This window comes from Psychrobacter okhotskensis (assembly GCF_965638355.1).
Lineage (GTDB): Bacteria > Pseudomonadota > Gammaproteobacteria > Pseudomonadales > Moraxellaceae > Psychrobacter > Psychrobacter okhotskensis.
Window position 1 is genome coordinate 3,231,711 of record NZ_OZ281822.1, and the last position, 13,030, is coordinate 3,244,740.

9 protein-coding genes are annotated in these 13,030 nt (G+C 43.2%); 4 read left to right on the plus strand and 5 right to left on the minus strand.

What is annotated here, in order from left to right; genetic code table 11:
• Nucleotides 1-301: 301 nt before the first annotated feature.
• Nucleotides 302-1,321: a patatin-like phospholipase family protein gene (locus ACSUPM_RS13455; RefSeq protein WP_201567167.1), complete on the plus strand. Its 1,020-nt coding sequence runs from the start codon at nt 302-304 to the stop codon at nt 1,319-1,321.
• Between the two features lie 306 nt (nt 1,322-1,627).
• On the opposite strand, the gene ACSUPM_RS13460 is transcribed toward ACSUPM_RS13455, so the two are convergent.
• Nucleotides 1,628-2,227: a hypothetical protein gene (locus tag ACSUPM_RS13460; RefSeq protein ID WP_025653186.1), complete on the minus strand. Its 600-nt coding sequence runs from the start codon at nt 2,225-2,227 to the stop codon at nt 1,628-1,630.
• A gap of 529 nt (nt 2,228-2,756) precedes the next feature.
• Here ACSUPM_RS13460 and argA point away from each other — a divergent pair.
• Nucleotides 2,757-4,079: an amino-acid N-acetyltransferase gene (argA, locus tag ACSUPM_RS13465; protein ID WP_101210856.1), complete on the plus strand. Its 1,323-nt coding sequence runs from the start codon at nt 2,757-2,759 to the stop codon at nt 4,077-4,079.
• A 139-nt stretch (nt 4,080-4,218) separates the two neighbouring features.
• On the opposite strand, the gene ACSUPM_RS13470 is transcribed toward argA, so the two are convergent.
• Nucleotides 4,219-4,950, minus strand: a complete 732-nt coding sequence (locus tag ACSUPM_RS13470; protein ID WP_025653184.1) for an FKBP-type peptidyl-prolyl cis-trans isomerase — start codon at nt 4,948-4,950, stop codon at nt 4,219-4,221.
• Between the two features lie 498 nt (nt 4,951-5,448).
• On the opposite strand from ACSUPM_RS13470, the gene ACSUPM_RS13475 reads away from it, so the two are divergent.
• A complete protein-coding gene (locus ACSUPM_RS13475; RefSeq protein ID WP_101210857.1) occupies nt 5,449-7,152 on the plus strand; it encodes a mechanosensitive ion channel in 1,704 nt (567 codons plus the stop codon).
• A 363-nt stretch (nt 7,153-7,515) separates the two neighbouring features.
• On the opposite strand, the gene ACSUPM_RS13480 is transcribed toward ACSUPM_RS13475, so the two are convergent.
• Nucleotides 7,516-8,988 carry a hypothetical protein gene (locus ACSUPM_RS13480; protein WP_201567165.1) on the minus strand — a complete coding sequence of 491 codons (1,473 nt, stop codon included), beginning with the start codon at nt 8,986-8,988 and terminating at the stop codon, nt 7,516-7,518.
• A 417-nt stretch (nt 8,989-9,405) separates the two neighbouring features.
• Here ACSUPM_RS13480 and ACSUPM_RS13485 point away from each other — a divergent pair, with 417 nt between their 5' ends.
• Complete coding sequence (locus tag ACSUPM_RS13485) at nt 9,406-10,188, plus strand: SDR family NAD(P)-dependent oxidoreductase (RefSeq protein ID WP_025653181.1); 783 nt, start codon at nt 9,406-9,408, stop codon at nt 10,186-10,188.
• An 82-nt stretch (nt 10,189-10,270) separates the two neighbouring features.
• Here ACSUPM_RS13485 and ACSUPM_RS13490 read toward each other — a convergent pair whose 3' ends face one another.
• Both ACSUPM_RS13490 and parE read right to left on the minus strand, forming a co-directional pair.
• Nucleotides 10,271-10,966, minus strand: coding sequence for a lysophospholipid acyltransferase family protein (locus ACSUPM_RS13490; protein ID WP_201567163.1), 696 nt, complete (start codon nt 10,964-10,966; stop codon nt 10,271-10,273).
• Between the two features lie 143 nt (nt 10,967-11,109).
• Nucleotides 11,110-12,996: a DNA topoisomerase IV subunit B gene (gene parE, locus ACSUPM_RS13495; RefSeq protein ID WP_201567161.1), complete on the minus strand. Its 1,887-nt coding sequence runs from the start codon at nt 12,994-12,996 to the stop codon at nt 11,110-11,112.
• Nucleotides 12,997-13,030: the final 34 nt, after the last annotated feature.

Consider the following 13,030-nt stretch of genomic DNA (forward strand, 5'->3'; position numbering starts at 1 on the left):
ACTCTGATACTACTTACGACCTATAAAAGCGATGATAATCAACTGGCTATAAAAATACTGAGTCAGACTCATTATAACTGACAATATGATTGATTATGCTAAGCTATTTAGTAATACTGCGTCTAGATGCTGTGATGCTTTGTGGAGACATACATCCAATCTATCCTTTATGGATTAGCAACTTTACCGATAAGAAACTTTATCGATAAATAGCTTGCTTGATAAATAAATGTCTCAAGAATTAAACGTATAAACAATCAACCAATGCCCTAACTTATGATGATTTTATAAGGTCTTTTTTATGTTTGCGCCCACTTTACTGCCTCAATCTTATCATCATTTGATATTCCTGCGTATCAGTGTGCTTGCCATATTGTCCCTAAGTATCAACGCTTGTAGCACGCTGACACCGCCACCAACATCAGTAGCACCCATAGCAGATGCACCAAAAGTTGCATTAGTATTGGGCGGCGGCGGTGCCAAAGGTTTTGCGCATGTTGGCGTAATTAAGGCGTTAGAAGCAAACGGCATCAAACCAACTTTGGTCGTTGGCACTAGCGTCGGCAGCTTGGTTGGTAGTCTATATGCTAGCGGTTACACGCCAGCACAGCTTGAGCGCTTGGCATTGACCACCACTGATAGCGAATTGACGGACTTTACCTTATCCAACCAAGGCTTTATAGAAGGTATCAAACTCAAAAACTTTATTAATACCAAAGTTGGCGGACGCCCTATAGAGTCTTTTCCCATACACTTCGCTGCGGTCGCGGCTGAGAAGCACACACTAAAAAAAGCGGTCTTTAGCACGGGAGATGCTGGACTTGCCGTTCAAGCGTCTTGTAGCGTGCCCAATATTTTTATTGCCCCGCGTATTCCCGAAAAAGTTGGCAAAAAATATATTGATGGCGGTGTGGTCAGCTTAGTGCCTGTCGATAGCGCGCGTGATTTGGGGGCAGATATCATCATCGCTGTCGACGTGACAGTGCCTACTAGCAAAAAGAACGTAACGAACAATCTTTTACCTGCTATCACCTCATTGAGTGGCTTTTGGGCATTACTTGAAAACAATCTATCCTCTAATGTAGCACCTAATAACACTTCCAACGTTGCTTATGCAGACGCCAAACACAGCGCATCGATACGCAATGAACGCGGACGCGCTGACATCGTCATTACCCCTGATGTGGGTCATATTAGCTCATTAGATACCAGTCAACGTAGTGCCCTTATTACGGCTGGCGCGCAAGCCACCACACCGCAAATCACTGCGATTAAGCAATTAATTAAAGAAAAATCAAAGAGTAAATATGCGACTCTATAACGATATATAATCAAAATACCCTAAAAACGCCATGGTATTGCTGATATCAATTTTTTGTCGTCTCTGTCTGCGCAGGTACATTACAGCAAAGAAAATTGATATCAGCAGTGCGTAATGTCTCGATATTATCTGCGCTATTTTCCTTGTTTGACTGCAATTGACCTCACTTTTATCACCATTTTTAAAATGAGGACACGCCCTAGAATTTCAGCCATTAAAAAAGCACCGCAGTCATAAACCGTGGTGCTTTTTACTGTTAGCTAGATCAATTCTGCTTAAACAGACGGCATCAATTAATAAGCAAATTTATTTAACGCGGGCGCGATATTTCACTGCCACGGTGTCATTAAGGCCAACCCCTTCGATATCCCAGCGTACCGATTTATAGTATTTCAATGGGATTTCTTGCAGTTGGTTGTCTACTTTGCCACGTAGCGGCATACGGGCGAAAGTATTGCCATCGGTGCTACCATAGGGAAAGTCAGGAGAGACCGCGCGCAATAGTTCTACTTGCTCAGGGATACTCATGGTGACCGTCATTTTACGGACGCGATCAGCATTGGTATTGGTAAAATACCCTTGATACTCTAAGACATTGCCTGACTGCAAACGCGTATTGGCATTAACCGGCACCAAGACCTCTTGACCATTGGCATCAACACTAATCAGCGAGGCGGTAATTTTGCTATTAACGGCTTGCACGGTAGAGTTACCGCTATTGGTGCTTGCTTGATTGCTGTTGGACTGCACAGCAACTGAAGTATCGATCGCTTGCTCTGGCGTCGGCAACATCGCTGATGCTTGGGTGACAGCCATAACACCGACAAGCGTACCGGCTATCACGTGAAACAAGCGGTGGCCGCTAAAAGCGCTAAAAGGATTGGCAAGATGGTTACTTTTTTTCATGACTTTCATTATCCCTAGTTAATGTATCGGTAAAACGTAGCTGGCAAAACTTGACTGTCTTGTTAATACCTTCTTAGTAATACTGTCTTGTTAATGCTTTTTTATCAGCACTGACTTCTGAATACTTTTTAATATAAAACTTATCGCTGCAACATTGCGTTTTAACGTCTTAAGTTTTTGACGATTTGAATAGATGAGACTTTATATAAGCAATGTATTTAATGGCTACCATCTCTGGCTATAGATAGACCAGTCATCATCGTATACACTGAGTACTAATAACGGTTATTTTTATTGATTATCTGCGTTAGCCGTCTGTAAAGCAATAGCGATTAGCATAGCAAAAAGCGTTTGTAGGTACACTAACCGCGTGTTGAGGTTGTGTATATCGTCAATCTACTATAAAGATTGATTAACGCTACTGAAATAAAAGATAGCTCATAACGGCGTTTTTTGCTATGGTAATTCTTTAGCGACAGGTATCTTTTGTCACGCCCCTTTTCTTATTCTGACTACTATTGCTCCTATTATGACTACTAGCGCCATGCCACAGATTAATCCTGAATACGTTCATTGGTTCCGCAACTCTGCCCCCTACATTAATACCCATCGCGGTAAGACTTTCGTGATTATGTTTGGTGGTGAAGCGGTCAATCATTCGAATTTCAGCACGCTTATTCATGACTTTGCCTTGTTACATAGCTTGGGTATCAAGCTAGTCTTGGTACATGGAGCACGACCGCAGATCGAAAAGAACCTGCAAGGGACTGATATCACCTCGCCGTTGCATGAAGACATTCGAGTGACGCCGCGTGTGGCGATGCCTTCTATCTTACAAGCCGTTGGTGCCATCCGCTTACAGATAGAAGCACAGCTGTCGATGGGACTGGCCAACTCACCCATGTATGGCTCGCGCATCGATGCCGTTTCGGGCAATTTTGTCACTGCTCGTCCCTATGGCATTCGTAATGGTGTCGATTATCAGATGACCGGTGAAGTGCGCTCTATCGACGTTGAGGCGATTAAAAATAACCTACTCCACGATCATATTGTGATTTTAGGCTCAATGGGTTATTCGGCGACAGGTGAAGTCTTTAATTTACTCGCCGAAGATGTAGCATTGAGCGCTGCGGTGGCACTTGGCGCGGACAAGCTTATATTTTTGGGTGAAGAAGCCGGCATCAATGACGATGACCGCTTGCTACGCGAGATGATTCCAAACGAAGTCGATCGCTTCTTACGGGATCGGGACTTAAACTGTGAGATTAACTACTTCTTAAATTGCGCCAGTAACGCTTGTCGCCAAGGTGTCCATCGCACCCATATTATCTCTTACGCCAAAGATGGCGCGCTATTGGAAGAGCTATTCACCCGTGATGGCTCTGGTACGCTCATTAGCCACGACCCTTATGAAGAGATTCGCCGCGCAGATATCGACGATGTCGTGGGACTTATTGAGCTGTTATCGCCATTAGAAGAACAAGGCATCTTAGTCAGCCGCTCGCGCGAACGCTTAGAGCAAGAGATTGATCACTATAGTGTCATTGAGCGTGATGGTATGATTTTGGGCTGTGCAGCGCTCTATCCATTAGATGCGGATGCTGCAGAAGTGGCTTGTGTCGCGGTTCATCCTGAATATCGTAGCGGTAGCCGCGGTGCTGACTTGCTAGCATTTTTAGAGCAGCAAGCACGCAGCCATGGTCTGCATAAGTTATTTGTTCTGACCACTCGTACCGCGCATTGGTTCGTTGAGCAAGGCTTTGCGGAAGTTGAGGCAAGCGCTTTACCAGAAGCGCGCCGTGAAAAATATAATAACGGTCGTAACTCTAAAGTGTTCCAAAAAACGCTATAGCACCGAAATCTCTATAGTCAGCGCCTAGGTTAAGTCGTTAAAAGCTCACTTAATTACCGCACACGAAAAAGCCCTCATAATAGTTATGAGGGCTTTCTTATTTCTTATAACCACTATAGGTTAAAAGTCTAATAACGCATTATTTTACTTTTAACAGCTCAACCGTAAAGATCAATGTGCTGTTAGGCTCGATACCTGAGTTGCCCGCTTCGCCATAAGCGATGTCTGATGGGATATAAAACTCATATTTGCCGCCCTCTTTCATCAACTGTAGACCTTCGGTCCAGCCAGCGATGACTTGATTCAGTGGGAACTCAATTGGCTCACCACGCTCATAAGAGCTGTCAAATACCGTACCGTCAATCAATTTGCCTTCGTAGTTTACTTCGACCACGTCAGTTGCTTTTGGTGATTTACCAGTACCTGGGGTGATGACTTTATATTGTAAGCCAGAAGCCGTCTCTTTTACGCCTTCTTTTTTCGCGTTTGCCGCTAAGAATGCTTCACCAGCAGCTTTATTGTCAGTCGCTTTGCTTTCCATATCTTTGACAAACTTCGCTTCTTGCTCTTTTTGATAGGTCATCAATACTTCTTGCATTTGCTCTTGCGTCAATGCGGAATCATTGCCTTCATAACCATCACGGAAGCCTTTTTCAAAGGTATCAAGATTTAGATCACCGACCGCTTCTTTGTTACCTTCAGCCATCATATAGCCCAAGCTATAACCTACTTTTTCATTGGCTGGGCTTTTTTCAGTGACTGAAACGCTTTGGGTAGAAGTTTCTTGATTACCATTATTAGTACTACAACCGGTAACTAATAACATAGCACTAGCAAGTGCACTAACGCTTAAAGTGGTGATTTTTTTCATATATTACTCTCAAATTGTAAGAATAGTGGCGAGATGTCACATATTTCTATAATAACAAATCTTAGTTTTAGGAGCCACGGTTAGGATAAAATTATCGGGCTAATGTACAGTCTGTGTTAAAATTTATCATAAAAATAACAAGTTATCACACAAATATAGTAACAGGTTAAGCTTTCTGTCTTTAAATCTATCAATACATCAGCTAAGCTAAATTAGTTAAGGTGATAAGTAACTGAACGTAAGTTTTACTAATATATGTTTAGGTATCGGTAGCAGCGCTGCGCAGCACAAATGTATCACCAGCGCAAGCCTATGTTTACCATAATAGTATTACTGATTCAGTCATTATAATATCCCTGTATAACTTAAATTAAAAATACTATTTATAATTACCATCTATATGGTTTTGCTGAATAATAACGGTGCTGGGTACATGACAATTGTGCCAGCTATTCTTGTTATTTTGTGGCTCATGTATGATGATTAAAGGAGGATAAGATGAATCCAATGTTTACATCTTTTAACGGTTATCTTGGTGGGCCCATCGGCTCTATCATTGGCGCGATTTTGATATTTATTATTGGCTGGCTCGTGGCACTAGGTATCGCGGCGTTGGTACGTGGTGTGTTGTCTAAAGTGAACCTTAACCAACGCATGAACTCTTCCACTGGTAAAACCTACGATCTAGAGGGTATTATCTCTAAGATTGTTTTTTGGTTTATCTTTATCATCGCAATTTCAGGGGCTCTTAGCCAATTGAACTTGAACTCTATTTCGGCACCATTTGCAAACATGGTCAACCAAGTATTGGCCTTTATCCCTAACCTTATCGGTGCTATCGCCCTTGGTGTGATTGGTTGGGTAGTGGCAACTGTTGCCCGCACAGCGATCAATGCTGCATTGGCCAAAACATCAATGGATGAGCGTTTAAGTGCACAAGCTGGCGTCAAACCAATGAGCAGCACAATTGCTGATATGGTTTATTGGTTCATCTTATTGGTTGTTCTAACCATGGTATTGGGTCAATTAGAGCTTGATGGTCTATTTGCACCATTGACTAATATGGTTGATAAAATCTTCAGCTTTATTCCGAACATCTTAATTGCTGGTGTTGTGTTTGTCGTTGGTTATATCATTGCTAAAGTAGTACGCGGCATTGTGACCAACCTTGTTTCTACTTTTGATGTGCAAAAACTGGCAACAAAAGCAGGTTTAAGCGAACAAAACAGCCTACCTAATATTGCGGGTTCATTAGCCTTTTTAGTTGTGATTATCCCAACGATTATCGCAGCATTAAATGCGTTAAAAATCGAAGTGATTGCTCGTCCTGCGACGAACATGCTGAACAAAATCATGGAAGCGTTGCCAAATATCTTTATGGCAGTTGCTATCCTCGTTGTGACTTTCTACGTGGTACGTATGGTCGCTAACATCATCAAAGGCTTGATCGAAAACACTCAGATCAACCAATTGCCTGCCAAAGTTGGCTTGCAAGAAACGATGGGCGATAAGAAAGTTTCAGACCTCGTTAGCTATGCGATCATCTTCTTTGCGATGTTATTCGCTTCTATCGCTGCCGCTGATTTATTAGGTTTTGAGCCTATCTCAGCTATCATCGCGATGTTTATTGCTTTCGGTGCCAACATCATCTTGGGCGCGATTATCCTATTCATCGGTTTTTGGCTTGCCAATATCATTGCTGGTGTCGTTGAGCGCTCTGAGCAAGGCTCACAGTTCTTAGCAAACATCGTACGTGTATTAATCATGGGTTTGGTACTAGCCATGGGTCTAAAAGCGATGGGTATTGCTGACTCTATCGTTAACCTAGCATTTGGTCTAACACTAGGTGCCGTTGCAGTTGCCTTTGCTCTATCATTCGGTCTTGGTGGTCAAGAAGCAGCAGCACGTTTCCTCCGCAAGATGCAGGATAAAATGGACAAAGAGCGTACTGAAGCAAAAGCGAAGTCTGCTTTGACGCCTAATTCATCGACGCAAGACAAAGTTGCTGATTCAGTTCGTGAGAATACGCCGAGTGCACCAACTACCTCGGCAACTAACTTACGTACAGATACAGTCGATACCACAAAACTTGGTACTGACCCTGTAGATACTACTGATGTTGGAACGACTAGAACTCCTGGAATTCAGACAGATAATGATTTATTACCTGGTAGTGGTCTTATCGACAACACTAATAAATAAGTCTTTATGACAGTATAATTTTGCATGAAAAAAGACAGCTTAGGCTGTCTTTTTTTGTGGATATAATCAAAACATCCTAAGAACGCGACGGTATTGCTGATGTATCAATATTACTTTCCATTGACTATATTGGTTCGTGTTGGTTATTTCAATAGTTGTATAGATGTAGTCAATTCGACATAAAACCGATACGCTAATATTACCAGTGCTACTGGTATAAATTTTACTTGCGTGCTGTGTCTGCGCTGACAGAGGCTGCACAAAATTCATCCCAGCAGCACTGTATTTTTTTATAGTGATTCAACTATACTTTTTAAGATTGAACGCCTACGCATTTACCTAATTACCAAGGCGTGCCACTATTTATGGTTTATCTTTGCGGGCGGGAATAGAAAGGTTGAGACGAACTTGAGGCAAATCGTTTGCTTGCTGCGTCAATTTCTTGCTCGTAGGCTGCTCAGTACCTTGTTGTTTAAGGCGCTGTATTTGCTTGGTAAGTTGACGCTCGCGCTGGGTCATACTATTCATAGGTTGAATCCACAGATCGATATCTATAAAGGTCTCGCCTGCCTCAGAGATAAAGTCTATACCAAGTACAATGACGTGATGCAGCTCAGCCATCGGTAGCCGCGTGGCAACATCTTGCGCAATTTGCTGTAAGTTTGGCTGAATAGCCGCCTTACTATTCTGCCCCTGCCCATCTTGACCATAGAATATCAGCACATAATGCCGACCGAGATTTTCATACGAATGCTGATGTACTACATAGCCAGTTTCTTGCAACGCCTGCTGTTGTTTTGGGTGTCTATATAAAGTGCGGATAAGCTCATGCCGCGAAAACAAAGACTCATCTAAGAGTTGCTGCTGCCAAACAGAAAATGAGGGTGTTATTGACTCTTTATCTGCCTTAGCTTTTAGCTCTGCACTGACCGTATGAATCATCTGCGCACTAAGCTGCGACCAAAGTGTCGCGGCCTGCGCCATATGTTTTTCATACATCGGTGCCGTTTTGCTTTGATTCTTTTGCGCTAGGCTCATGGCTATCAATGCAGAATTGGGCGCTTGCTGAATACCGTATTTGATAAGCGCGTTATCGACCGTGATAGCGTGGTTAAATAAAGATACACTGCTTAAAAACTGCCTGATAATTCTTTCTTCGGACTCAAAGCTCGCGATGTGACTAGATACCGACTGCTGTAGCTGCTCTAGATGATATCCCAAAAACCGCCATAGCTCGCATGGTGTCTGCAACGCTAGCATTATCGAACACCAATCATGCCAGCTGAATATTTGAAGTTGCTGACCACTGTCACTCATATCAACGACTAAATCTTCCATAAAGTAGCGCGCAGCAAACTCATGCTTTAGACGCTTGGGCAACTTACTTGGCTGACGATTACTTTCAAAATCACTATTGTTTTCAATATTACGGTTATTACCACTATCGCTACTGTTGTCATTGTCGCCACCATTGTTAATGCTATTTTTAGCGTGCTCACTAAACTGGATATCGACGACCAATACCTCATAGCTGAGCAGCTGAGCGTCTTTACTTTGAGAGGTGTAACTCTTATGCCATGCCAGCGCTGCTTTGACTGCTGCCATCCGCACTGACTCAATCTTAGCCAAGCTCGTCTCAGAAGGCAGAGTTACCGTGAGCGTTAATAGCTGCAGCTTACCTAGTCGCAACTGATAGTGATACTGCCGAGCCTCATAACGCGCCTCTATGGTTTGGAGATTAGGTAAAACAATCTCTGACGCAGCTGCTTGCAGATAACAAACCAATTCATCAGCTAAATAACCCCATTCAGATGTGGCAGTAGTCGAATTTAACACAGTTCCAACCTTTTATTATCAATTGAATATAACGCATCCCATAATGCCACTGAGAACGATAATGCCCTTCTTGCAAGGATAATAAGCATTCTTCGCTAAAGAAAAACTAAACTATAGTCAAAATATCCTAAAAACGCGACCTTATTGCTGATATCAATTTTTTATAGCCTCTGTCAGCGTAGACACAGCAAGCAAGAAAAATGGATATCAACAGTGCGTGAGGTATCAATATTACTTTTCACTGACTATACATAAGTGCAATTATACAAAGTCGCTTTCAAAGCAATGACTTGTTATGATGACATAAAAGCAGCAAAGCTGATGCATCGATTTATAACTCACCCACCACTTAGGGTTTGCTTACTCATTTTTTATGTAGTGACTATTATCTGCATATGATAACAAGGACTGAACATCATGAAACGTTTTAAAGAAAAAACCGTCATCGTCACAGGGGCCGGCTCAGGTATCGGTCGCGCAACTGCCATTCGTTTTGCTCAAGAAGGCGCTAGCGTCGTTTTAGTAGGACGTACAGCTGATAGTTTGGCAGAAACCGCTAAGGAGTTTCCGACAGATCGCACTTGGATTCATACCGATAATTATATGACCATTACCTGTGATATTAGTGTGCAGAGCCAAGTACAAGAAATGATTAAAAGAGCCATCGATAAGTTTGAAAAAATCGATGTTTTGGTCAACAATGCGGGCAAAGCCACTCAAGGTAAAATTACTGAGCTAACGGCTGAAGACTGGAAGTCAGCGATTGATGTGAATTTAAATGGTACTTTTTATGTCTGTCAGGCAGCCATGCCGCACTTGATAGCAACCAAAGGTAATATCGTCAATGTCTCATCATTGTCAGGGGTCGGCGGTGATTGGAATATGGCAGCTTACAATGCCGCCAAAGCTGGCGTTAGCAATCTAACACGGACGCTGGCTTTAGATCATGGTCCTGATGGGGTACGTGTCAACGCGGTTAATCCGAGCGTGACTAAGACAAACATGACCAGTGCCATTCAAGATAATGATGCCAAGACCGATAAATTCTTAGATCGTTGTCCACTTGGTCGTTTGGCCACGCCAGAGGACATTGCCGCTGCCATTACTTTTTTGGCAAGTGACGATGCGTCGATGATTACTGGCGTCAATCTTGCGGTGGACGGCGGGGTTAGTGCTTCTAACGGTCAGCCTCAGTTTTAGCTATTGCTCTCTTTGTAATTGAATATGAGTATTTTGCTAGCCATCCCTAAGAGGCTTAAATACTCATATTCGCAAGACATATCTAATCGGCTGATTGATTAACATCCTGTAGTGGCTGCGACAAGCGCTCAGGATATTTTGGTAATACGCCTTTATATTGAGCATAGATTTTTGGCAAGTCAGCCTCGATATCTCCAGTAGGATAGACAGCGGTCAAAAAACGTATTTCTTTGGTTTTATAATCCAATGCCACTGGCAAAATAGGAACATCAGCGCCCAAGGCTAAATAATAAAAACCGGTTTTCCACTCTTTTCTATAATCGCGAGTGCCTTCTGGAGATAGCCCCAAAAACAGCGGCTCACCAGTCTTAAACTTAGCAATACTTGCTTGTAGCACTGAGCCCTTATTGCCACGATCGATGGGAATAATACCCAACCATAGTAATATCTGTGACAGTACTGGGACTTTGAATAGTGTGTGCTTACCCATAATGCTAACTTTTAAATCAATAGCAAACAAACCGGGCAAAGCATAGAGACCATCCAAATAAGAAGTATGCGGCAAAGCCAAGACGACTGCTTGCGACACATTTGGGATATCGCCGACGGTACGCCAGCCTAATACTTTTAACAAACGCGCACCGATAACAGGCGTAATAGTACCGCCGCGTTTGGGAATTAAGTCACCCAAATCTTTTTTGCCGAGTTTTGGTAAAATTTTAGAGCGTACAGACTGAGAAGTAACAGTTTTAGAGCGATGGCTAAATTTCGATGTCATAACGGCACCAGATAATAAAAGATATCAACATAATAACATTAACCTTATGCCACTAAATTGCCTTTTATAATCTTTTATCGTGCTGTCTCTTACTCAATCCTACAGCGAGCATCAGCCTACCTAATACTCGTTGTTACTATAGTTTATGAGATATCAGCCAAGTTACCTTTGTCCTCAAGCCAAGTCTTACGATCAGCAGAGCGTTTCTTAGCGAGCAGCATATCCATCACACTATTGGTTAATACCATGTCGTCCATGTCTAGCTGGACTAAGCGGCGGGTATCACGATTCATGGTCGTCTCACGTAGCTGCTCTGCACTCATCTCTCCCAGCCCTTTAAAGCGGGTAATTTGTGCTTTTTTATTACCCGGTACATTAGCCAAAATATGGGCAAGCTCAGGCTCATCTAACGCATAATGTACGTCTTTACCGACATCCACGCGATATAACGGAGGCATGGCGACAAATAGATGTCCTGCATCAACCAACGCTGGAAAATGCTTAACGAACAACGCGCAAATCAAGGTGGCAATATGCAGACCATCAGAATCCGCATCCGCTAAAATACATACTTTATCGTAGCGTAATTCGGACAAATCGTCTGACGCTGGATCGACACCGATAGCGATGGCGATATCATGGATCTCTTGGCTCGACAGCACGGTATCTGAGGATACTTCCCATGTATTTAGAATCTTACCGCGCAGTGGCAATATAGCCTGATAATGACGATCTCGTGCCTGTTTGGCACTACCGCCCGCCGAATCTCCTTCCACCAAAAATAACTCTGCACCATCACGTAAATCACCACGGCAATCAGCCAATTTACCCGGTAAGGCAGGACCTTGAGTAATCTTTTTACGCGCGACTTTTTTGGCAGATTTTAGGCGACGTCCTGCTTTATTAATCGCCAACTCGGCGATCTGAGCACCCATATCGGCATGCTGATTTAACCACAAACTAAAGGCATCTTTTGCCAATGTCTGTACTGCGCCAGCGGCTTCTCGACTCGATAAACGCTCTTTGGTTTGCCCTGAAAACTGCGGTTCAGAAAACTTAAGCGACAGGATATAATTGACCCCATCCCATACATCTTCTGCGGTCAGCTTGACACTACGCGGCAATAAGTTATGAATATCACAGAACTCACGTAAGGCCTCTAAAATACCTGTGCGCAGACCATTAACATGCGTGCCCCCCTGAGCCGTCGGGATAAGGTTCACATAGCTTTCTTGAATGGGCGTACCCCCATCTGGCAACCAAGACAAGGCAAAGGTAATGGCGGCACGTTCGCCCGCTTTCGCATCGTAATTATAATAGAACGGTGCTTCAGGCAACGTCTCAAGCCCATCTAACTGTTCGTTTAAATATTCAACGACGCCATCAGCAAACTGCCAGACAACTTTTTCATTATTAATATCATCGACGAACTCAATCGTCAAACCCGCGGCCAACACCGCTTTGGCTTTTAGATTGTGCTTGAGTTGTTTAACATTAAATTTTGGCGTATCGAAGAAACTACCATCTGCCCAAAAATGTACTTTAGTACCGCGTTTACGCTTGTTTGAGCTGATCGTTTCCGTCAAAGGCGTAACTGGTGCACCATTTTCAAAGACCATTTCAAACTGGGTACTATCACGCCATACGGTGACTTCCACTCGCGTGGATAGCGCATTGACGACCGAGATACCAACGCCATGCAGACCACCTGAAACTTCATAATTAGAGGTCGAAAACTTACCACCAGCATGTAAGCGGGTCAAAATCAGCTCAATCCCTGACTGTTTAAACTCAGGATGGATATCGGTCGGCATACCGCGCCCGTCATCCTCAACTGACAGCGAGCCATCACTATACAATTGAACTTTGATGGTTTTAGCATAACCCGCCAATGCCTCATCCACTGAGTTATCAATCACCTCTTGTGCCAAGTGGTTGGGGCGCGTGGTATCCGTATACATACCGGGACGACGACGTACCGGCTCAAGCCCTTCTAAAACTTCTAACGATTGCGCATTATATTCACTCACAAATGCTTCCCTTAATATTCACAGATCATTCATT

Excerpts from the sequence above, each read along its gene's own strand:
- argA (WP_101210856.1), top strand. The coding sequence starts at position 2,757 with ATGACTACTAGCGCCATGCCACAGATTAATCCTGAATACGTTCATTGG.
- ACSUPM_RS13485 (WP_025653181.1), top strand. The coding sequence starts at position 9,406 with ATGAAACGTTTTAAAGAAAAAACCGTCATCGTCACAGGGGCCGGCTCA.
- ACSUPM_RS13475 (WP_101210857.1), top strand. The coding sequence starts at position 5,449 with ATGAATCCAATGTTTACATCTTTTAACGGTTATCTTGGTGGGCCCATC.
- ACSUPM_RS13460 (WP_025653186.1), bottom strand. The coding sequence starts at position 2,227 with ATGAAAAAAAGTAACCATCTTGCCAATCCTTTTAGCGCTTTTAGCGGC.
- ACSUPM_RS13470 (WP_025653184.1), bottom strand. The coding sequence starts at position 4,950 with ATGAAAAAAATCACCACTTTAAGCGTTAGTGCACTTGCTAGTGCTATG.
- ACSUPM_RS13490 (WP_201567163.1), bottom strand. The coding sequence starts at position 10,966 with ATGACATCGAAATTTAGCCATCGCTCTAAAACTGTTACTTCTCAGTCT.
- ACSUPM_RS13455 (WP_201567167.1), top strand. The coding sequence starts at position 302 with ATGTTTGCGCCCACTTTACTGCCTCAATCTTATCATCATTTGATATTC.